The organism is Roseovarius sp. MBR-79, from assembly GCF_053628555.1.
Window position 1 is genome coordinate 53801 of sequence record NZ_JBRJGP010000003.1, and the last position, 21523, is coordinate 75323.

General features: G+C 65.6%; 21 protein-coding genes. 3 read left to right on the top strand and 18 right to left on the bottom strand.

Going from position 1 to position 21523, the window contains the following annotated elements; all coding sequences use genetic code 11:
* Positions 1–3: 3 nt before the first annotated feature.
* The 9 genes from ACSSV8_RS03750 to ACSSV8_RS03790 all read right to left on the bottom strand — a co-directional run bounded on the left by ACSSV8_RS03750 (position 4) and on the right by ACSSV8_RS03790 (position 9200).
* Positions 4–999: an ABC transporter ATP-binding protein gene (locus tag ACSSV8_RS03750; RefSeq protein WP_454281551.1), complete on the bottom strand. Its 996-nt coding sequence runs from the start codon at positions 997–999 to the stop codon at positions 4–6.
* Positions 992–2089 (bottom strand): ABC transporter ATP-binding protein, encoded by a 1098-nt coding sequence (locus ACSSV8_RS03755; protein ID WP_454281552.1) that lies wholly within the window; start codon positions 2087–2089, stop codon positions 992–994. Before ACSSV8_RS03755 ends, ACSSV8_RS03750 begins: the two co-directional genes overlap by 8 nt.
* A 2-nt stretch (positions 2090–2091) precedes the next feature.
* Positions 2092–2280 carry a hypothetical protein gene (locus ACSSV8_RS03760; RefSeq protein ID WP_354540321.1) on the bottom strand — a complete coding sequence of 63 codons (189 nt, stop codon included), beginning with the start codon at positions 2278–2280 and terminating at the stop codon, positions 2092–2094.
* Positions 2277–3209, bottom strand: a complete 933-nt coding sequence (locus tag ACSSV8_RS03765; protein WP_354540320.1) for a carbohydrate ABC transporter permease — start codon at positions 3207–3209, stop codon at positions 2277–2279. The genes ACSSV8_RS03760 and ACSSV8_RS03765 overlap by 4 nt, the downstream gene beginning before the upstream one ends.
* The gene (locus ACSSV8_RS03770; protein ID WP_454281553.1) at positions 3206–4153 is read right to left on the bottom strand and encodes a carbohydrate ABC transporter permease; all 948 of its coding nucleotides are present in this window, start codon (positions 4151–4153) and stop codon (positions 3206–3208) included. The genes ACSSV8_RS03765 and ACSSV8_RS03770 overlap by 4 nt, the downstream gene beginning before the upstream one ends.
* A gap of 63 nt (positions 4154–4216) precedes the next feature.
* Positions 4217–5539: an ABC transporter substrate-binding protein gene (locus tag ACSSV8_RS03775; protein WP_454281554.1), complete on the bottom strand. Its 1323-nt coding sequence runs from the start codon at positions 5537–5539 to the stop codon at positions 4217–4219.
* Between the two features lie 154 nt (positions 5540–5693).
* Positions 5694–6716: a LacI family DNA-binding transcriptional regulator gene (locus ACSSV8_RS03780; protein WP_454281555.1), complete on the bottom strand. Its 1023-nt coding sequence runs from the start codon at positions 6714–6716 to the stop codon at positions 5694–5696.
* Positions 6717–6792: 76 nt separating this feature from the next.
* The gene (locus ACSSV8_RS03785) at positions 6793–8334 is read right to left on the bottom strand and encodes a 5-guanidino-2-oxopentanoate decarboxylase (protein ID WP_454281556.1); all 1542 of its coding nucleotides are present in this window, start codon (positions 8332–8334) and stop codon (positions 6793–6795) included.
* Complete coding sequence (locus tag ACSSV8_RS03790; protein WP_454281557.1) at positions 8331–9200, bottom strand: dimethylarginine dimethylaminohydrolase family protein; 870 nt, start codon at positions 9198–9200, stop codon at positions 8331–8333. Before ACSSV8_RS03790 ends, ACSSV8_RS03785 begins: the two co-directional genes overlap by 4 nt.
* Positions 9201–9348: 148 nt before the next feature.
* Between ACSSV8_RS03790 and ACSSV8_RS03795 the strand changes: the two genes are divergently transcribed.
* The 3 genes from ACSSV8_RS03795 to ACSSV8_RS03805 are packed head-to-tail and all read left to right on the top strand — an operon-like array spanning position 9349 to position 11669.
* Positions 9349–10116: a transporter substrate-binding domain-containing protein gene (locus ACSSV8_RS03795; protein ID WP_454281558.1), complete on the top strand. Its 768-nt coding sequence runs from the start codon at positions 9349–9351 to the stop codon at positions 10114–10116.
* A 15-nt stretch (positions 10117–10131) separates the two neighbouring features.
* Positions 10132–10875 (top strand): ABC transporter permease, encoded by a 744-nt coding sequence (locus ACSSV8_RS03800; RefSeq protein WP_454281559.1) that lies wholly within the window; start codon positions 10132–10134, stop codon positions 10873–10875.
* A 53-nt stretch (positions 10876–10928) separates the two neighbouring features.
* Positions 10929–11669 carry an ABC transporter permease gene (locus ACSSV8_RS03805; protein WP_454281687.1) on the top strand — a complete coding sequence of 247 codons (741 nt, stop codon included), beginning with the start codon at positions 10929–10931 and terminating at the stop codon, positions 11667–11669.
* A 36-nt stretch (positions 11670–11705) separates the two neighbouring features.
* On the opposite strand, the gene phoB is transcribed toward ACSSV8_RS03805, so the two are convergent.
* The 9 genes from phoB to ACSSV8_RS03850 all read right to left on the bottom strand — a co-directional run bounded on the left by phoB (position 11706) and on the right by ACSSV8_RS03850 (position 21506).
* The gene (gene phoB, locus ACSSV8_RS03810) at positions 11706–12395 is read right to left on the bottom strand and encodes a phosphate regulon transcriptional regulator PhoB (protein WP_354540312.1); all 690 of its coding nucleotides are present in this window, start codon (positions 12393–12395) and stop codon (positions 11706–11708) included.
* A 16-nt stretch (positions 12396–12411) separates the two neighbouring features.
* Positions 12412–13131 carry a phosphate signaling complex protein PhoU gene (gene phoU / locus ACSSV8_RS03815; RefSeq protein ID WP_454281560.1) on the bottom strand — a complete coding sequence of 240 codons (720 nt, stop codon included), beginning with the start codon at positions 13129–13131 and terminating at the stop codon, positions 12412–12414.
* Positions 13132–13145: 14 nt separating this feature from the next.
* Positions 13146–13943 carry a phosphate ABC transporter ATP-binding protein PstB gene (gene pstB, locus ACSSV8_RS03820; RefSeq protein WP_454281561.1) on the bottom strand — a complete coding sequence of 266 codons (798 nt, stop codon included), beginning with the start codon at positions 13941–13943 and terminating at the stop codon, positions 13146–13148.
* A 23-nt stretch (positions 13944–13966) separates the two neighbouring features.
* Complete coding sequence (gene pstA, locus ACSSV8_RS03825) at positions 13967–15247, bottom strand: phosphate ABC transporter permease PstA (protein ID WP_354540308.1); 1281 nt, start codon at positions 15245–15247, stop codon at positions 13967–13969.
* Positions 15248–15258: 11 nt separating this feature from the next.
* A complete protein-coding gene (gene pstC, locus ACSSV8_RS03830) occupies positions 15259–16632 on the bottom strand; it encodes a phosphate ABC transporter permease subunit PstC (RefSeq protein WP_354540307.1) in 1374 nt (457 codons plus the stop codon).
* A gap of 70 nt (positions 16633–16702) precedes the next feature.
* Positions 16703–17755: a substrate-binding domain-containing protein gene (locus ACSSV8_RS03835; RefSeq protein WP_454281562.1), complete on the bottom strand. Its 1053-nt coding sequence runs from the start codon at positions 17753–17755 to the stop codon at positions 16703–16705.
* Between the two features lie 147 nt (positions 17756–17902).
* Complete coding sequence (locus ACSSV8_RS03840) at positions 17903–18544, bottom strand: ATP-binding cassette domain-containing protein (RefSeq protein ID WP_454281563.1); 642 nt, start codon at positions 18542–18544, stop codon at positions 17903–17905.
* The gene (locus ACSSV8_RS03845; protein ID WP_454281688.1) at positions 18537–20237 is read right to left on the bottom strand and encodes an ABC transporter permease; all 1701 of its coding nucleotides are present in this window, start codon (positions 20235–20237) and stop codon (positions 18537–18539) included. Before ACSSV8_RS03845 ends, ACSSV8_RS03840 begins: the two co-directional genes overlap by 8 nt.
* 51 nt (positions 20238–20288) lie before the next feature.
* Positions 20289–21506: an ABC transporter substrate-binding protein gene (locus tag ACSSV8_RS03850; RefSeq protein ID WP_454281564.1), complete on the bottom strand. Its 1218-nt coding sequence runs from the start codon at positions 21504–21506 to the stop codon at positions 20289–20291.
* Positions 21507–21523 lie beyond the last annotated feature (17 nt).

The window sequence follows — 21523 nt, forward strand, 5'->3', positions numbered from 1 at the left end:
TCCTCAGGACATGCGGTTGCCGGCGGCGTCGAAATAGAGCGCGTTGCGCGGGGTAAGGGCAAGGCGGTCGCCCGCCTGATAGGCGGCGTGCGGATCGGTCAGCGTGACGATGTCGTGCCCGTCCAGGCGCAGATGAAGCCGGGTCTGGTCGCCGAGGCGCTCCACGCGCACCACCTCCGCCGCGCGCCCCTCGCCCAGCCGGATATGTTCGGGGCGCAGACCGACGGTTTTCGCGCCGCTCGGTGCGCCACCGAATATGCCAGCCGGAAGCGCATTGATGCGCGGCTGTCCCAGACGCGCGGCCACATACAGGCTGACCGGGCTTTCGTAAATCTCGCGCGGGGTGCCGAATTGCACAAGGCGGCCCTGATCGAGCACGCCAATTTCGGTGGCCATGGTCATCGCCTCGATCTGGTCATGGGTCACGTAAAGCAGCGTGCGCCCAAGGCTCGCGTGGATGCGCTTCAATTCAATCCGCAGATCGGCGCGCAGCTTGGCGTCGAGCGAACTCAGCGGCTCATCCATCAGGTAAAGCCGGGGCGTGCGCACCAGCGCACGGCCGATCGAGACGCGCTGCATCTCGCCCCCCGAAAGCGCGGTCGCCTTGTTGTCGAGCTTGTGGGAGATGTGCAGCACCTCGGCCACCTCGGCCACCTTGCGCGCGATCTCGGCCTCGGGCGTGCGCAGCGCCGGAGAGCGCAGCGGAAAGGCCAGATTGTCGCGCACGCTCAGATGCGGGTAGAGCGAATATTGCTGGAACACCATCGCCACGTCCCGCTCGGCGGGCGTATCGCGCAGGACCGAACGCCCGTCGATGGCGATATCGCCCGCATCGGGTGCTTCCAGCCCGGCGATGAGGCGCAGCGTGGTCGTCTTGCCAGCGCCGGTCGGCCCCAGCAGCACCACGAAGGCACCATCGGCCACCGTCATCGTGACCTCGTCGAGCGCCACCGTCGCGCCATAGCGTTTGCTCACGCCGCGCAGCACCACCTCAGCCATGCGAGAGCACCCCCTCGTTGAGGTCCGAGCGGAGTGCGCGCCCGCTCTGGCGATCAAAGAGCGTGACGGTCGCGCCGTCAAAGGTCAGCCCCACGCTCTCGCCGGGACGGGCGCGCTGATCCGAGGGAATGCGCGCCTTGATCTCGCCATTGGCGGTGGCCAGCGTCACGATCTGCGTGGTGCCAAGATATTCGGCGGCCAGCACCTCGGCGCGGTAGTCGGCCCCGTCCGACAGGCGGACATGCTCCGGGCGCACCCCGTAAACCATATCCCCGTCGAAGGGCACGCGCAGGGCGGGCACCGGCAGGGCATGGTGATGCAGATGAACCTCGGTCGCCCCCGCCTCCACCGCGCCATGAAAGCGCAGGAAATTCATCGGCGGCGCGCCGATGAAATCGGCGACGAACATGGTGGCGGGCTTGTCATAGATGTCCTGCGGCGTGCCGAACTGTTCGACAACGCCGTGATTCATCACCACGATCTTGTCGCCCATCTGCATCGCCTCAAGCTGATCGTGGGTGACATAGACCGTGGTCGCGCCCATCCGGTCATGCAGCGCGCGCAACTCCTCGGCCATATGCTCGCGGAATTCGGCGTCGAGCGCGCCAAGCGGCTCATCCATGAGGAAACACTTTGGGTTGCGCACGATCGCGCGGCCCAAGGCGACCCTCTGCCGGTCCCCGCCCGACAGCCCGCCCACGGGCCGGTCCAGCATCTCCTCGATCCCGAGGATGCGCGCCACCTCGGCCACGCGCCGCTTCACCTCCGCGCGCGGCCGCCCCTCGCTGACCAGCGGATAGGCGATATTGCGGCGCACGTTCATATGCGGATAGAGGGCAAACATCTGGAACACGAAGGCAATATCGCGCTGGCTTGCCGGTTTGCGCCCCACCTCCTCGCCGTCGATCCAGACTTCGCCAGATGTCGGGATCTCCAGCCCCGCGATCATCCGCAGCGTGGTGGTCTTGCCACAGCCCGACGGCCCCAGCAGCATGAAGAACTCGCCATCCTCGATCTTGAAGGACGAGGATTGCACGGCGGTGAAACTGCCATACTCCTTGCGCAGGTTGCGAATGACGATCTCGGCCATGCCTACTCCGGGAAATGGCTGGTGATGAGGAACATCACCGTGCCGGTCAGGGTGACAAGGAAGGACCACGAATAGGCCCAGAGCGCGAAAGGCTGCATCAGCATGACCACGCCAAGCGCGATGAGGATCGAGGCGACCATCTCCCACGGTCCCCGGCGCAGGCGGATCAGGCCGTGGAGAAACCGCCTCATTTCCGCACCGCGCCAAAGGTGATCCCGCGCAGCAGGTGCTTGCGCAGAAGGATCGTGAACACCATCACCGGCAAGAGGAAAATCGTCGCCCCCGCCGCCACGGCGGGCCAGTCGCGCCCGCCGACGCCGATGATCGTGGGGATGAACGGGGGTGCCGTCTGCGCGGTGCCAGAGGTCAGCAGCACGGCGAACGCATATTCGTTCCACGCAAATATCAGACAGAAGATCGCGGTCGAGGCGATGCCGGTGGCGGCCTGCGGCAGCACCACCTTGCGAAACGCCTGAAACCGCGTGTAACCGTCGATCAGCGCCGCCTCCTCATACTCGCGCGGGATCTCGTCGATGAAGCCCTTGAGCAGCCAGACCGCCAGCGACAGGTTCACCGCTGTATAGAGCAGGATCATGCCCGCATGAGTGTCGCTGAGGCCAAGCGCGCGGAACATCAGGAAAATCGGGATCGCCACGGCAATGGGCGGCATCATCCGCGTGCTTAGGATGAAGAACATCAGATCATCCTTGAGCGGCACCCGGAACCGCGAAAACGCATAGGCCGCCAGCGTGCCCAGAAAGACCGACAGGAAGGTGGAGCCGAAGCCGATGATCACCGAATTGAGGAACCGCTCGCCATAGCGCGACGGGCCGGTGATCACCATGCCCTTGTCATGCACGATCCGCTCATACCACGTCCCGGGCGCGGACACCTCGCCCGCCACCTGCCGCGTCTGCGTGGTGAAGAGGTTGACATACCCCTCCAGCGACGGCTCGAACAGAACCTTGGGCGGATAGGCGATGGCATCCGACGAGGTCTTGAACCCCGTCGCCATGATCCACAAAAGCGGCATCAGCGTGATCAGCGCATAGACCACCACCAGCACGCCGGCGATCCACTTGAGCCGGGTCGAGGGCCCGGTGACCGAGGCGGCGCTCATCGTTCCTTTACCTTGTTGAGCGCCTTGACGTAGATCGAGGCAAGGCCGAACACCGTGACGAACAGGATCACCGCATAGGCCGAGGCGTAGCCCGTGCGCCATTTCTCGAACGCCTCGCGCTTGAGGTCGATCGAGGTGAGCGTGGTGGTGTTGCCCGGCCCGCCACCGGTCAGTTGCACCACCAGATCGAACATCTTGAAATTCTCGATGCCGCGAAACAGCACCGCCAGCATCAGAAAGGGCAGCACCATCGGCACGGTGATTGTCCAGAACTGCCGCCATTTGCTGGCGCGGTCACATTCGGCGGCCTCGTAGATCGATTCGGGGATCGAGCGCAGGCCGGCCAGACAGATCAGCATGACAAAGGGCGTCCACATCCATGTATCCACGATCACGATGGCCCAGGGTGCCAATGCCACCTCGCCGATCATGGTGAAACTCGTGGGATCAGCCCCGGTAAAGAAGGCCACGACGTAATTGAACAGGCCAATCTGCGGCTGGTAGAGGAAGGTCCAGAAATTGCCCACCACGGCGGGGCTGAGCATCATCGGCAGCACGATCACCGTGGTCCAGAAATTCGAACCGCGAAACTTCGCGTTGATCAGCCAGGCCAGCGCGAACCCGATCAGCACCTGGAAAAACAGCGTCCAGAACAGGAAATGCGCGGTGGCCTGCATGGTCTGCCAGATTTCCGGGTCGCTCAGGATGCGCTGGTAATTGCGCAAGCCCACCCATTCCACCTCGGCATTGGGCCGGTTGGCGCGGAAATTGGTGAAACTCAACCGGATCGTCCAGATCAGCGGAAAGATGTTGATGGCGAGCAGCAGAAAGATCGTCGGTGCCACGAAAACCCAGGCAATCGCCCGGTCCGAGAGGCCGCGCACGCGGCGCGCGATCCCCGGCGGCGTGGCGCTTGCGGCACGATCCATCGCTGTCCCGGACATGAGACATCGTCCTTTCATGTGGTGGGTAAGGGCCGCCGTCAGGGGCGGCGGCCCGGTGATGGCTCAGAGCTTGCCGTCGTCCTCGAACACCTCGGTCCAGTCTTTGAGCAGCGCATCGAGCGCCTCCTGCGCCGTGCCCTCGCCCGCAATCACGTAGCGGTGGACGCGGTTCTGCATCGCCAGCAGCAATTCGGCATAGGTCGGCTCTGCCCAGAAATCCTTGACGATGGCCATGGAATCAAGGAACGCCTGCGCGTAGGGCTGGCTCTCGGCGAAGCCGGGGGCGTCGACCACCGCTTGCAGCGCGGGCGCGCCGCCCATGTCCCACCAGCGCTGTTGCACCTCGGGTTGCGCGAACCACTTGATATACTCAAGTGCGGCCTCCTGGTTCTGGGAATAGGACACCACCGAAATCCCCTGCCCGCCCAGTTGTGCGAACTGTCCTGCAGGCCCCGCGGGGTTGGGGAAATAGCCCGACCGATCACCGCCCACATTGGGATCGGCATTCACCCCCGGCCAGATGAAGGCGAAATTCATCTGGAGCGCGGCCTGACCGGATTTGAAGGCGTCGATCGTCTCGGACATATACCAGTCCGACGAGCCCGGCGGCGTGCAGCAATCGTAAAGCGCCTTGTAGAATTCCAGCCCCTCGACGGCACCGGACGAGTTGACGAAACCGGGCATGTCATAGGGCTTTTCCGGGTTCTCGTAGAGAAAGCCGTAATTGTAGAGCGCGTTGGTCACGCCCATGGTGATCCCCTCCGAGCCGCGCTCGGTATAGATCGCCGCGCCATAGACCGTGGTGCCGTCGATCTCGCGGCCCTGGAAAAACTCGGCGATGTCCTTCAACTCGGCCTGCGTTTCGGGCACGCGCAAGTCGCGGCCGTATTTTTCCTTGTATTCGGCCTGCAACTCGGGCCGCTCGAACCAGTCGCGGCGATAGGTCCAGCCGACCACGTCGGCATAGGCAGGCAGCGCCCAGTAGTTCGGCGTGCCCTTGGGCCATTCTGCATAGCCCGTCACGGTGGCGGGGATGAAATCGGCCATGTCGATGCCGTTGGCGTCGAAAAAGTCGTTGAGCTTGACGTAATGGCCTGCCTCGGCCCCCAGCCCGATCCATTGGCTGTCGCCGATCATCAGATCGCAAAGCTGACCGCGTGAATTCAGCTCGTTGAGCATCCGGTCGGCGAAATTGGGCCAGGGCACGAATTCGAAATTCATCGTGTGGCCGGATTGCGCCTCGAAATCCTTGCTGAGTTCCACCAGCGCATTGGCCGGGTCCCAGGCGGCCCAGCAGAGCGTGAGATTGGCCGCGCGCGCCTCGCCCGCAGCAAGGCCGGTCGCGGCGGCAAGCGCGGTGCCTGCCAGAAGAGCGGTTTTCTTCATGGGGTTCCTCCTCCCGTGTCGGAAATGCGCCCTGTCACCGGCGCAGCACACCGCCGCGTTGGACTCGGGGTGTCGCAAGATTGGTATATGAGGAACGTGCCTCAAATCAACAAAATAATCCGCGTGCCGCGCCTCCGCTGCGCGCCGGACCGTCTTAGCCGATGTTTTCACGCAAGATTATCTCGATCCGCACGCGCTCTTGTGCCTCGTAGATCGACAACCCGTCGCAGAGCGCACGCAGCACCCGCAGCGCGCTGCGCGCCAGATGGCCCACGTTCTGCGCGATTACCGCCGCCAGCGCCCCCTCGCGCAGCGCGGATTCGGTTGTGGGGGTCAACTCATGGGCGATGCTGACCAGATTGCCGGTGCGCCCGCTCTCGCGCAGCGCATCCAGAAGCGCGGTATTGCCCGACCCCATCGAATAGACGCCCACGACATCGCGCCGCGCCAGAACCTCGGTCACGACCGCGCGCATCCGGGCCGGATCGTCGAAGGATTCCACCGACGGCAGCACCCGCAGCCCCGCGAACTCAGCCGCGATAACCGCGTCGAAACCCAGCCGCCGCTCAAGACTGTCGCGCGCGCGCATGGAGTTGGACACCACCAGAACCTCGCCCGGACGGCGCACGAAACGCCCCATCAAAAGCCCTGCCGTGCGCCCTGCGGCCACGCTGTTGGTGCCGATGAAATGATCGCGCCGCGAATTGGGCAAATCCGAGAGCAGCGCCACCACCGCGACCCCCGCCGCCTTCAATCGCGCCACTGCGTCGCGCACCTGCGGCGTCTCCGGCACCATGAGCGCGACCCCGTCCAGCGTCTCGGCGGCAAGCTGTCTCAGGCGGCGCACGATGGCGTGCGGATCGAGCAGCGGCACGCGCACGATCTCGATGGCAGTGCGGTCCGAGATCTGCGCGGCATGGGCCTCGTCAAGCGCGGCGCAGAGGCTTGCCGCGAACTGGTTCGGCCCCTCGGGCAGGATAAAAACGAACCGATAGAGCCGCTTGCGCGCAAGATTGGCGGCATAGGTGTCGCGCACATAGCCAAGCCGCACCACCGCGTCCTGAACCTTGGCAATGGTCTTGTCGCGCACGCCGGGGCGCGCATTCAGCACCCGGTCCACTGTGGCAAGGCTGACCCCCGCCTCTTTTGCGATGTCATGGACGGTGGGGCGGTTCACGGGCCTCTCCTTTGGGGACGAGGATACGTTGCGCGCGTGACAAGCGTCAACAGAGCCCGGGTGCCGCGCGGCACTGTCACGCCACGGACGGCAACACCACCTCGATCAATCTGGGGCCGTCGCCCGAGACCCGGAGCGTGGCGGGCGTGGCGCGCTCGAACGGCAGGCCGCAGGCACGGGCGAAGGCCGCAAGTTCGGGCGGGCGCGGGGCACAGCCGATCACCTCGGCCCCGGCGTCGCGCATCGCGCTTGCGATCTCGCCGAAACCACGGTTGTTGAAGACGATGAAGGTGATGTTCAGCCCCTCTTCGGCGGCGGTCAGCACCTCGCCCGGCGCGAACATCAGCCCGCCATCCCCGATAAGGCAGAGCACGTGCGCCGCCGGCTCGGCCAGTGCTGCCCCCACTGCCGCGCCCGTGGCATAGCCGAGCGCGCCATAGCCGGTGGCGGCATTGAACCAGCCGCCGGCGCGGTCATGGTCGTAATAGAGGTTGCCCGCATAGACCACCTGCGTGGAATCGCCCACCATGATCGCACCGGGCAGGCTGTCGCGCAGGCGCTCCAGAAGGGCCACCTCGCCCGCGTATCCCGCAGGCAGGGCGGCGCGGGCGGCCCGACGGGTTTCATCCGCGCGGGCGGGGCCGTTGGCTGCGGGCGCGCTGCGGAGCAACTGCGGCAGGCGCGTGGCCACATCGTCAGGAAGGGCCACCGCGACGGGGTGGCGGGCCAGTTGTTCGGCGTCGATCTCCACGCGGATCGTCGCCGCAGGCACCGCAAACCCACCGTCGCCATACATGTCGCAATCGGTCGGTCCCAATTCGCTGCCGAGCACCAGCAAGGGATCGGCATTCCGGATCAGGTCGCGCACCGGGACAAGACTGGGCGAGGCCGGCACCACGAGCGGATGCCCGTGCAGAAGCCCGCGCGCATTGGTCGTCAGGATCACCGGCGCGCCAAGCCGCTCGGCCAGCGCGCGCAAGGCCGCCTCCGCGCGCCTGCATCCGCCACCGGCCAGGAGCACCGGGGCCTGCCCGGCCTCCAGCAGCCGGTTCGCGGCTTTGATGTCGCCATGCGCCTCGCTTGTGCGCGGTTGCCCCACAGTCGCCTCCGGCGCGGCCGCCGTCATCAGGTCGAGCGGGATCTGAAGATGCACGGGACCGCCGCGCCCGGTGGTCAGCGCCGTGGCGGCACGGTCGAGGAGCGAGGGCAGATCCTCGGCCCGGTCAAGATGCAGCGCCGGACCGAGCGTCGCGGTGAGGGCCAGTTGATCGGGCAGTTCATGCAGATAGCCGAACCCCTTGCCCAAAGTGTCGCGCCTGTTCACGCCAGAGATCACCAGCATCGGCACCGAATCCGCCCGCGCCTGCGCCATCGGCGTGAGGATATTGGTGAGGCCGGGACCGGTGATGACCAGCGCCACGCCGAACCGGCCCGACACGCGCGCATACCCATCGGCCATGAAGCCTGCCCCCGCCTCGGTGCGCGGGGTGACATGGCGGATGCCTGCGCCCGCGAGCGCACGATAAAGCTCGATCGTGTGGACGCCCGGAATGCCGAAAATCACTTCGACCTCCAGCGCCCTGAGCCACGCCACCAGCCTTTCGGCCACAGTTCTCATGCGCGCAAGACCGGGCGGGTCAGGCAGGTCGGGCCGCCCTCGCAGGCAATGCAGAGCGCGTCCCCCTCGAACACCTGCACCCGGCAGCCCGCCGTCTCCATCAGGGCCCGGGTCCGGGGAAAGCCGTCGATCATCACCAGATCGCGCGGCCCGAGCGCCAGCACGTTGAGGCTGAGCCCGTTCGAGGCGAAAAATTCGTCCTCGGGGGCGTTGAGAAGGGTCCAGCCGCGCGCGGTCATCTCAACCCAGAGCGCATGAGGCAAGAGCGGCGCATGGATCAGCGCGATATCCGGCCCCAGCGGCGAGACCAGCGACATCAGGTGCAGACAGGCCGCAGGACCGGTCCAGTAAGGCAGGTCATAGGCCTGCACGCTGATGCCGTGGGGGCGCAGAATATTGCTCAGCGCCGCGATCCCCGCCTGATTGGTGCGCGCCCCGCGCCCGACGGCCAGCGTCTGCGGATCGAGCCAGAAGCAATCACCCGCCTCTGCCGTGGCCTCGCCGCTCAGCCGCCCGATCACCGGCACGCCAAGCTCTTCGTAGCACGCGGCGTGAAGCCCCGGCTCGGCCCGGCGCAACGCCTTGCCCATGTTCAGAAGAACGGCCCCGTGGCGGGTGACGAAGGACGGATCCTGCACAAAGACCGCATCCGACAGCCCGTCATCCGGCGACGGTATCCAGTGGATCTCGGCCCCGCTGTCGGCCACGATCAGGGCCAGCTCCGCGTGTTGCACCGCCGCGCGCGCCGGATCGAAGCCGGGGCCGTAATGCCAGTTCTGCGGATCGCATCCCGCCATCGCGGACCCCGGCGCGCGCATGATCACGCGGGCGAGCGGTTTCGAGCGGTCTTCGGATCCGTAAGCCATGGGCAGCCTTTCGCGCAGAACTAATCGCTTGCATGATTGCCGGGGCTTTGGCCAGATACAACGACAAACCGGTTGCGCGCCCCTTTGCGCGCGGCCTTCGGACCAAGAGGCGCACCGAGCGCCCGCCCATCCAACAGAGGAGAGAGACATGAAACGACTGGCCCTGATGACCACGACGGCCCTGATCGCCCTTGCCGGTATCGCGCAGGCGGATCAGGTGCGGATCGGCATTGCCGCCGAACCCTATCCGCCCTTCGCCGCGCCCGATGCCGGGGGCAACTGGATCGGCTGGGAGGTCGAGATCATCGACGCGGTCTGCACCGCCGCCGAGCTTGACTGCGCCCTGACCCCGACCGCTTGGGACGGGATCATCCCGGCGCTCCTCTCCGAGCGGATCGACGCCATCATGGCGTCGATGTCGATCACCGCAGACCGGCTTCAGACGATTGATTTCTCGGACCCCTATTACAACACGCCGACCGTGATCGTCGGGCAGAGCGGGATGGCTTTCGACGCCACGCCCGAAGGTCTGGCCGGCAAGGTTCTGGGCGTGCAGGTCTCGACCATCCACCAGACCTATGCCCAGGCCTATTTCGAGGCGGCGACCGAGCTGCGCACCTACCAGACCCAGGACGAGGCCAATCAGGACCTCGCCGCGGGCCGGATCGACGCCACGCAGGCCGACAGTCTGGCGATGGATGATTTCCTCAAGACCGACGCCGGCGCGTGCTGCGAAGTCAAGGGCGCGGTCGCCCATGACGAGGGCATCCTCGGCTCGGGCGTGGGGGCAGGCGTGCGCAAGGGCGATGACGCGCTGCGCGAGGCGCTCAATCGCGGGATTGCCGCGATCCTTGCCGACGGCACCTATGACGAGATCACGGCGCGCTATTTCGCCACCTCGATCTATGGCAACTGAGCCTGGCCGGGGCGGGTGATCGACTGGCTTTTCGCGCTGTGGCCGGGGCTTGAGGTCTCGGCTGGGCTCTTGGCGCTCGAGCCTCCGGGCTGGGGTGCCAATCTGCTGCGCGGCGCGCTGGCCAGCCTTCAGATCGCGGCGGGGGCCTTTGCGCTTGGTCTCGTGATCGGCACCTTCGGGGCGCTTGGCAAGCTGCATGGCGGGCCGGTCACACGCGATCTTCTTGCGATCTATACGGTCGTGGTGCGGGCCGTGCCCGAACTCATTCTGATCCTGCTTCTGTATTACGCGGGCACCGACCTGCTGAACCAGGCGCTGCGGGCCATGGGCCAACGGCCGGTGGAGATTTCCGGCGTCGCGGCGGGCATTGCCGTTCTGGGCATCGTCCAGGGGGCCTATGCGACCGAAGTGCTGCGCGGGGCGATCCAATCGGTGCCGCGCGGCCAGCATGAGGCGGCGCGCGCCTTCGGGATGGGGCCGGTCCAGACCTTCCGCCGGATCACCTTTCCGGCGATGCTGCCGCTCGCGCTGCCGGGCCTGTCCAATCTTTGGTTGATCGCCACCAAGGACACGGCATTGCTGGCCATCGTGGGTTTTGCCGAACTGACACTGGAGACGCGGCAGGCCGCCGGATCGACGCGGGCCTATTTCACCTTCTTTCTGGCGGCGGGGGCCATTTACCTGATGATGACGCTCGTCTCGGGGCGCATCTTCGGCTGGATCGAGACGCGCTACCGGCGCGGCGAGGCGTCAGGGTGAGCCGCCGATGGGAGCGCATCGCCGAGGAGGTGCTGGTGCCGCATCGCCTTGTCATGCTCGCGCTGGCGGTCGGTCTTGCGGTCTGGGCCGGGCTGTCGCTGCGCTGGCACTGGATCCCTCGCTACGCCGATCTGGCGGCACAGGGCCTCTGGCGCACGCTCTGGCTCCTGGGGGCAAGCTGCCTCATCGGCTTTGCGCTTGCCGTGCCGCTCGGGCTTGCGCAGGCGGCGGGGCCGAGGATGCTGGCGGTTCCGGCACGGGCGTTCTGCACGGTGATCCGGGGCACCCCGCTTCTGTTGCAATTGTGGCTGATCTATTTCGGCCTCGGCAGTCTTTTTCCGCAATATCCATGGATCCGCGAGAGCGATCTCTGGCCCTATCTGCGGCAGGCATGGCCCTATGCCCTGCTGACACTGTCGCTCAGTTTCGCGGGCTATGAGGGCGAGGTGATGCGCGGTGCCTTCCGCTCTGTGCCGCACGGCCAGCTCGAGGCGGCCCGCGCCATGGGCATGAGCCGCTTTGCCATCCTGCGGCGGATCTGGCTGCCGCAGGCCTTGCAGCGCGCGCTGCCCACGCTCGGCGGCGAGACCGTGCTGCAACTCAAGGCGACCCCGCTGGTGGCGACGATCACGGTGATCGACATTTACGCCGTTGCCAGCCGCGTGCGGCAGGATACCTTCATCATCTACGAGCCGCTTTTGCTGCTGGCGCTCATTTACATGGCGATTGCCGGGGTTCTGGCCTTGATCTTCAAGCTGCTTGAACAGCGTTTCAATCGCGGCATGATCGGATGACGCGCGCCCCCGGCGCGCACCGGCGCGGGATCACCGCTATCCCAGTGCATACCCCGCCCCGCGCACCGTGCGCAGCGGATCATCACCGCCATGCTGGCACAAGGCCTTCCTGAGCCGCCCGATATGCACATCCACGGTGCGCGTATCGACATAGATATCGCGCCCCCAGACCCGGTCGAGCAATTGCTCGCGCGACCAGACGCGCCCCGGCTTCTCCATGAAGGTCGAGAGCAGACGAAACTCGGTCGGGCCAAGCTTGAGCGGCTTCTCGGCGCGCATCACCCGATAGGTTTCGGAATCGAGCACGATATCCTTGTATTCCAGCCGCTCGCCCACGCTGGCGGGCCGGGTGCGGCGCAATTGTGCGCGCACCCGCGCCATGAGTTCGACCAGCGAATAGGGCTTGATGACATAGTCATCGGCACCGGTTTCCAGCCCGCGCACGCGGTCCACCTCCTCGGAACGCGCCGAAAGCATGATGATCGGAATGCCGCGCGTCTCGGACCGCGTCTTGAGCTGGCGGCAGACCTCGATCCCCGAGACATTGGGCATCATCCAATCCAGAACGATGATATCGGGCGGCATTTCGGCCACCATCATCAGCGCCTCCTCGCCATTGCTGGCCATGAGCACGCGAAAGCCGTCGGCCTCGAGATTGTAGCCCAGAACCTCCCGCTGCGCGGGCTCGTCCTCGACCAGAAGCACGGTGGGTTGATCGGCTGGCATTGGATATGTCTTTCGTTCAGGCGGGCGCGATGGAGGGGTCGGTCGAGGTCTTGTCGCCCTTGGGGCGCGGCTCGTCGGGCATCTGGCCCGTCACGAGATAGATCACCTGCTCGGCCACCGACGTGACCAGATCGCCCATCCGTTCGGTGTTCTTGGCGATGAAATGCAGGTGCATGCAAGGTGTGATGTTGCGCGGGTCCTCCATCATGAAGGTCAGGAATTCGCGGAAGATGGCGTTATACATCTGGTCCACGTCCTGATCGCGATTGATCACCTCATGGGCCAGATCGGCGTCGCGCTGGATATAGGCGTCAAGCACGTCCTTGAGCATCTCCTCCACCTCGCGCGCCATCCGCCGCAGCGCGGCCGGAGAGCCGTTGACCGGCGCCATGCTCGACAGCACCGACGTGCGCTTGGCGATGTTCTTGGCATAGTCGCCGATCCGCTCGAGGCTGGCGGAAATCTTTATCACGGTCAGCACGAGGCGCAGATCGCTTGCCGTCGGCGAGCGCAGCGCCAGCACACGCGCGGCCTCCTCGTTGATCTGCTCCTCGAGCGCATCAATCGCCTTGTCGCGGCCGCGCACCTCTTCGGCCAGTTCCTCGTCGCGGGTCTCGAGCGAGCGCGCGGCATCGGCGATGGCGCGCTCGACCATGCCGCCCATCTTCATGATCTGGGCCTGGATGGTCTCAAGGTCCCTGTCGAAGGAGGAAACGATATGCTGTTCGTTGGTCATGTCTGGTCCTCGCCTCAACCGATGCGCCCGGTGATGTAGCTTTCGGTGCGCGGGTCCTTGGGATTGGTGAAAATCTGGCCGGTCTCGCCGAATTCGACGAGATCGCCGAGATGGAAGAACGCGGTTTTCTGACTGACGCGCGCGGCCTGTTGCATCGAGTGGGTCACGATCACCACCGAAAATTCCTGCCGCAATTCGTCGATCAGTTCCTCGACCTGTGCCGTGGCGATGGGATCAAGCGCCGAGCACGGCTCGTCCATCAGCAGGACCTCGGGCGCGGTGGCCACGGCGCGGGCAATGCACAGACGCTGTTGCTGGCCGCCCGAGAGGCCGGTGCCCGGCTCGTTCAACCGGTCCTTGGCCTCGGTCCAGAGCGCGGCGCGGCGCAGCGATTTCTCGACGATCACGTCAAGATCGGCCTTGGTGCGGGCCAGCCCGTGGATGCGCGGGCCGTAGGCCACGTTGTCGTAGATCGACTTGGGGAAGGGGTTCGGCTTCTGGAACACCATGCCCACCTTGGCGCGCAACTGCACCGGGTCGATGCGCTTGTCATAGATGTCGGCCCCGTCGAGCGTGATCTTGCCGGTGACGCGGCAGATGTCGATCGTGTCGTTCATGCGGTTGAGACAGCGCAGGAAGGTCGATTTGCCACAGCCCGACGGGCCGATGAAGGCGGTCACGGTGTTGTCGAGGATATCGACATCCACGCCCTTGATGGCCTCGGTCTCGCCGTAGAAGACATGCACGTCGCGGGCCGAGAATTTTACTGAGCTGTTGTCCACCGTTCTCTCCAGTGTGGGCGTATCATACATCGGGCTGTCCTCTCGGGTCCGGGTTACCATTTGCGCTCGAACTTGCTGCGCAGGTAGATGGCGACGGCGTTCATCGTGATCAGGAAGGTCAGCAGCACCAGGATAGCAGCGGATGTGCGGCTGACAAACCCGCGTTCGGGGCTGTCGGCCCAGATGAAAATCTGGGTGGGCAGGGCGGTGGCGCTGTCGAAGGGTGAGGTCGGCGCCGAGGTGATGAAGGCATTCATCCCGATCAGCAGCAGCGGCGCGGTCTCGCCCAGGGCCTGTGCAAGGCCAATGATCGTGCCGGTCAGGATGCCGGGCATGGCGAGCGGCAGCACATGGCCGAACACCACCTGATGCTTGGACGCCCCTACCCCAAGTGCCGCCTCGCGGATCGAGGGCGGCACCGCCTTCAGCGCGGCGCGCGTGGCGATGATGATCGTCGGCATGGTCATCAGCGCCAGCGTCATCCCACCCACGATGGGCGCCGAGCGCGGCATCCCGAACCAGCCGATGAACACCGCCAGTGCCAGGAGGCCGAACACGACCGAAGGCACGGCGGCGAGGTTGTTGATATTGACCTCGATAAGGTCGCTCCACTTGTTCTTGGGCGCGAATTCCTCGAGGTAGATTGCCGCCCCTATCCCGAGCGGGAAAGAGATCAGGAAACACACCAAGAGCGCCCAGAACGACCCCACCAGCGCCCCCTTGAGGCCCGCAAGCTCTGGAAACCGCGAATCGGCATTGGTGATGAGGCCCCAGTTCACCGGCTGGCTGATCTTGCCCGCCGCATCGAGTGCGTCGAACCAGGCGATTTCCCGGTCGTTGACCCGGCGTTGTGCCTCCGGGGTCTCGCGTTTGACAAGATCCTTGGCCAACTGATCGAACGGGTCGGAGACGGGCACCGTGAGCGTGACCGTCTGACCGACAAGCGAATGATCGGCCGCCACCATGTCGCGCAACGTGAACTGCGCCCCGTTGGAAAAGATGTTCTGGAGGCTGCGCAGATCGGCGCGCTCGGTCACCTCGGGAAACTCCTTCTGGAGGCTCGCCAGAAGCACCTCACGGAAGCCGCCGCGCGGCAGTTTCTCGACCGAAATCTCCTCGGGATCGACAAAGACCTCGATGGTGATATGGGTCTGGGTAAAGGCCTTGTAGCCCGTCGAGACCAGCGAGGCGATGAGGATGAAGAGCATCAGCGCGGCAAAGCTGATGGCGGCAAGGCCAAGGCCCTGAAGCATCACCTGCTTGCGGTTGCGCCGCTTCACGAGGTCAGAGCCGGAGCCCGCGAAGGGCGCGTCCTGTGCGGAAATATCGGTCATATGCCCTATCCTCAATCGTAGGCTTCGCGGTATTTGCGCACGATGCGCAACGCGAACACGTTGATTATCAGCGTCACGATGAACAGCATCATCCCGAGCGCGAATGCCGCCAGCGTCTTGGGGTTGTCAAAGGACGTATCGCCAATCAGCAGCGTCACGATCTGAACGGTGACGGTGGTTACGCTGTCGAGCGGGTTGATCGTCATCTTGGCGATGAGACCCGCGGCCATGACCACGATCATCGTCTCGCCGATGGCACGGCTCACCGCCAGCAGAACGCCGCCGACGATGCCGGGAATGGCCGCCGGAAACAGCACGTTGAGCATCATCTCGGCCCGCGTCGCCCCAAGGCCGAGCGCCCCGTCGCGCAGGCTCTGCGGCACCGCCGAGAGCGCGTCATCGGCAAAGGAGGAGATGAACGGAATGAGCATGATCCCCATCACGCTGCCCGCTGCGAGCGCAATGTTTGGCGAGACATCCACCCCGATGGCGGCGGCGAAGTTGCGCATCGCCGGGGCCACGACAAGGATGGCGAAAAAACCGTAGACCACGGTAGGCACGCCTGCGAGGATTTCCAGAAAGGGCTTGGCCACCGCGCGAAACTTCTTGGGCGCGAATTCATTGAGATAGATCGCCGTCATCAGACCGACCGGCACCGCCACCAGAAGTGCGATTACCGTGATCACCAGCGTGCCCAGCATCACCGGCAACCAGCCGAACGCCCCTTCGGCCGCCACCTGATCCTCGCGCAGGGGGATCTGCGGCTCCCAGTTGGTGCCGAACAGGAACTCTGTCACCGGCACCTTGGCAAAGAATTTGCCCGTTTCGAACATCAGCGAGGCGATGATGCCGACAGTCACGAAAATCGCCACGACCGAGCAGAAGATCATCAGGCCGGAGACGATCCTTTCCACCCCGTGACGCGCGCGAAACTCGGCTGCGACCTTGCGGCGGCTGAGCACGACAAGCGTCAGCGAGAGCACGAGGATCATGATCAGAAGCAGCGTATCGGCCCGCGTATTGAGCGTGACATACCGCTCGGCCGCGTCGAATTTCCATTGCTCCGGCGTGCCGAACACGGCCCCGCGCGAGATAGACTTGATCTCGGCCACGATGAGTTGCACCTCGCCGGTTCCAAGACCGTCGAGCCGCTCGGAAATCCCGCCCTTGAGCAGGGCGTCGATCACCGGACCCTGAAGAACCTGCCACAACAAGATGAGCACAAGGGCAGGCACGAGCACGGTCAGCAGCGAATAGAACCCGTGAAAGCCCTCGAGCGAGTGGAGCCGGGTGCCATCGGCGCGGATGGCCGATGCGGCCTGCCGGTTCCAGATATAGCCCGCGACGGCCAGCACGAAGAGACAGAGAAAGGCGGCGGTTGTCATGACAATGTCTTTCGGGATTCAAGGAAAACCGCCCGGCGCGGGGCCGGGCGGCTATCGGTTCAGGTCCCGATCAGGACTTGGGGCCCATGGTCTCGCCGCCGATCACGGCTTCCTGGGTCTTGGCGCGGATATCGTCCGGCAGCACGACCATGCCGCGCTCGGACAGGTAGCCGCCCGGTGCCATCGCGTCATCGGACATGTATTCCTCGATGAATTCCTGAAGGTTCGGGATCACGCCGCGATGCGCGTTCTTCACGTAGAAATAGAGCGGACGCGAGACCGGATAGGAGAAATCGCCGATGGTCTCGGCCGACGGCTCGACGCCGTTGATCTTGACCGGCTTCAGTGCGTCGAGGTTCTCGTAGAGAAACGAGTAGCCAAAGATGCCCATGGCATTGGGATCGGCATTGAGGCGCTGAACGATCAGGTTGTCGTTCTCACCGGCTTCGACAAACGGCCCGTCCTGGCGCATCCGCGAGCAGTTTTCCTTGACCGCCGCCTTGTAGGCGTCGGCGTCGGCTTCCTTGAGGGCCTTCATCGCCGGGCGCGCTTCGCAACCTGCGTGCATCGCCAGTTCGACAAAGGCGTCGCGCGTGCCCGAGGTCGGCGGCGGGCCATAGGCGAGGATCGCCACGTCGGGGAGGCTCGAGTCGATGTCGGACCATTTCTTGTAGGGGTTGGCAACCCAGCCATCGGCGGTCGGAACTTCGGCGGCCAGCGCAAGGAACACCTGCTCGAGGCTCAGGTCCCAATCGGCTTCGGCGCTGCGAGAAATCGCGATCGACAGGCCGTCATAGCCGATCAGGGCTTCGGTGATGTCGGTCACGCCATTCGAGGCGCAAAGCTCGAACTCCGACGCCTTGATTGCGCGCGAGGCACCCGTGATGTCGGGGTGGCCTTCGCCGATCCCGCCACAGAAAATCTTCATGCCGCCGCCGGTGCCGGTCGATTCGACGATCGGAGACGGCGCGCCGGTGTTGTTGGCGAACTGCTCGGAGACGGCCTGCGTGTAGGGGAACACGGTCGAGGAACCGACGATGCGGATCTCGTCACGCGCAGCGGCGGCGCTGGCGGAAACCGCGAGAATAGCGAGCACGGACGTGCTGAGTTTGTGAAGGGACATGATAGCTCCTGGTTTTCCGATTCGGCCCATGTCTTGAGCCTTGCTGAGAGCCGTAGGCGGCTTGGATGAAACCTATGCAACATTTTTGTGACAGATTTATAACACAGGGCGACAGAACGGGCCTGGGTTGATCACCGTGCGCTGCACTCAACCGAGAACCACCACCTCGCCCCCGGCCGCCTTTGCGTCCGAATGGTCATGCGTGACCTGAAGCACCGGCAGCGCGCGACGGCTGGCCGTGTCGAACACGAGGTCCCGCACCTGAGCGCGCAGCCCGGTATCGAGCTTGGAAAACGCCTCGTCGAGCAAAAGCGCGCGCGGCTCCGACAAGAGCATCCGTTGCAACGCCACCCGCGCCCGTTGCCCGCCCGAAAGCGTGGCCGGATCGCGCTCGGCAAAGCCCGCAAGCCCCACCTCGGCCAGAGCCGCCTCGATCCGGTCGCGCCGCGCGGCGCGAGCCCGCACCTCGGGTTTCAGCCCGAAGGCGAGGTTGGCCCCCACCGAGAGATGCGGAAACAGATACTCATCCTGAAACAGGATCCCAACCTGCCGCGCCTCTGTGGGCAGGCTCATCAAATCGCGCCCGTCGAGGCGAATGCGCCCCGCCATGTCAAAGACCGGCTCGAGCGTTCCGGTGATCGCCGCCAGCAGCGTGGACTTGCCAGAACCCGACGGCCCCATCACGGTCAGCACCTCACCAGGTGCCACGGTGCAATCGAGCGCGATGAGCCGCCTCCCCGCCAGAGAGATTGCCACCTGTTCGAACCGCAATCCGCGCGCCTCAACCATCGCGCATCCCCTTCCTGTTGCGCCAAAGAAGCCGCGGCAACAGCACGGCCAATGCAAAGGGTGCAAAGGCCGCCGCGGTCTGCGCCAGCGCGTAAACCCCGATCACCCGCCGGTCGCCGCCCGAGGCCAGCGCCACGGCCTCGGTGGTCAGGGTCGCCACCCGCCCCGCCCCCACCAGCAGCGTCGGCAGGTATTGCCCGACAGACACCGCAAACCCCACCGCCGCCGCAATGAGCAGCGGCCGCAGCAGCATCGGCAACCGCACCGCCCAGAGCACCCGGTCCGGCCCGGCACCCAAGGCGCGCGCAATCGTGTCCTGCCTGCGGTCCCAGGCGCGCCACGGGTCCGCCAGAGACAGAAACACGTAAGGCAGCACGAACACCAGATGCGCCAGCACCACCGCCGCGCGCCCGCCATCGACACCAGTCAGGATCGAAAGCGTCTGAAACCCCATGAGAAACGCGACTTGCGGCACGATGAGCGGTAGATAAAGCAGCCAGAGCGCGCGCGTGGCGGGGCGCAGACCGTGGCGATGCTCTGCCTCAAGGCTCGCCAGCGTCAGCAGAAGCGCCAGAAATGTCGCCGCCCCGGCGATCACCAGCGTTTCGGTCACAGGCCCGGACAGGCGCGGCCCGTGGCGCTGCCAGTTGCGCAAGCTTAGGGCGTCAGGCCAGAAATCGGGATACTGCCACAACCCTGCAAAGGACCAGACCACCTGTCCCGCCAGCCCGGCGATGACCGTCAGCGCCGCCAATGCTCCAAGCACCAGCGCGCCCAGCCGCACCGCCTGTTCGCCGCGTCGCCCTCCCCGCGCGCCGGAGGCGACCCAGAGCCGCCCAAGCCGCGCAACCGCTACTTCCATCAGCCGCCAGAGGCCAAGACCCAGCAGCACCAGCGCGAGTTGCAGCACCGCCCCCGCCGCCGCCTGAAAGCGGAACGCCAGATCGGGGTCGCTCATCCAGCGCACCACCTGCACCGCCAGCGACGGCGGCGTGTTGGGGCCGAGGATGATCGCCACATCCACCACCGACATGGAAAACGCCAGCACCGCATAGACCGGTAGCCGTATCTGCCGGTAGACCAGCGGAAAGATCACCTTGAGCCAGCCGGTGACGCGCCCGTAGCCCAGCGCCTGCGCCACCCGCAGGCTCTGGCCGGGGCGCACTTGCGTCAGCGCCGCGAGCGTCATCAGCAAGAGAAACGGCACCTCCTTGGTGACCAGCCCGAAGATGAGGCTGAGGCCCGCCGGGTCTTGCAGGATCAGAAGGTCGGGCGGGCGCTCCCACCCCGTCGCCCACGGAGATAGCGCGCGCGTGATCCATCCCGAAGGCGCGATCAGAAACGCAAGCCCGAAGGCCGCCGCCGCGTGCGGCACCGACAAAAGCGGCGACAAAAGCCGCTCGATCATGCCAAAGGTGCGCGTGCCCGCCCAACCGGCGCAGATCAGGACAACGATGGCAAGCGACAGCGCCGTCGCGGCAAAGCCCACCCCGAGACTGAGCATAACCGCGCGCGGCAGGCCCGGCCATGCAAACAGTGCCTCAAAGGCGGCAAGGCTCAGGCCTTTGCCGCCCAGCGCGGGCATATAGCCAAACGCCGGGGCCAGCGTGCCCAGAAGCCCCGCCAGCACCGGCCCCAGCATGACGGCCAGCGTCAGCAGCGGCGCCCAGGGCAGGAACCGCGCCCGCCGCATGCTGCGTGGCGGCACCGGCGAGGTGCTGCTGAGCGCCGCGCGCATTCCGGCTTACTGACCGACGCCGTAGCGCGCGGTCCAGTCCTCTTCCAGCCGCACCATCCAGGACGGGTGCGGCTCGGGCAGGGATTGGCCCAGTTCCGCAGGCGAGAGCGTTGCCACGCCAAGCTCGATCGCGTCAAAGGCCGCGCGATCCTCGGGGCTCAGCTTGTCCAGCGCCAGCACCGTGCCGCTGCCCCAGATCACCGGGTCTTGCTTGCGCGCCTGCGCCTCGGGCGACATCAGGAAATTGGCAAGAACCAGCGCACCCTCCTTGGCGTTGGCGTTGTAGGGAATGGCGACAAAGCTGGCATTGCCGATGGTGCCACCGTCCAGCACATAGGTGCGCACCGTCTCGGGCAGCTCATAATTGGCAATCGCGTTCGACGGCTCGTTGGGGTTGAAGCTGAGCGCAAGGTCGATCTCGCCATCGTTCATCAACTGGATGAGGCGCGGCCCGGATTGCGGATAGGCGGCACCACCGCGCCACAGGTTGGGCGTGAGATCGTCGAGATAGCCCCAAAGCGGCGCGGTGGCGGCAGCGTAGGTCTCCTCGCTCACCGGCTCTTGCAACACCCTTGGGTCGGGGGTGAGTTCGATCACCGCCTGTTTGAGGAAGGTAGAGCCGAGGAAATCGGGCGGCTGCGGATAGGCGAAGCGACCCGGATTGGCGCGCGCCCACTCGAGCAGCGCCGGGATCGAGCGCGGCGGCTCGGCAAGCCGCGCGGTATCGTGATAGAACACGATCTGCGCCATGCCCCACGGCGCCTCCAGCCCCTCGGTCGGCACGGTGAAATCCGAGGTCACGGCGGGTTTGCCCGCGACATCGACGAATTGCCAGTTCGGCAGATCCTCGGCCCAGGGACCGAAGAGCAGCCCCTGTTCCTTCATCGCCGCGAAATTCTCGCCGTTGATCCAGATGAGATCGACCGCGCCGCCCGCATCCTTGCCCGCCGATTTCTCGGCGATGACGCGGCTCACGGCGTCGGCGGTGTCCTTGAGCTTCACATGCTCGACGGTGACGCCGTAGCGCGATTTCACCTCGTCTGCCGCCCAGGCGATATAGTCGTTGATGGCATTGCCGCCGCCCCAGGCATGCCAATAGACGGTCTGGCCCTCGGCTGCCTCGGTGATGGCGGGCCAGTTCGTGGGGTCGGGCGTGACCTCTTGCGCGGCCAGCGGCGCGGCGAGGGCAAAGGCCGCCAGCGCGGCCGTCATGGATCGGATCATCGGGGGTCTCCTGTTGG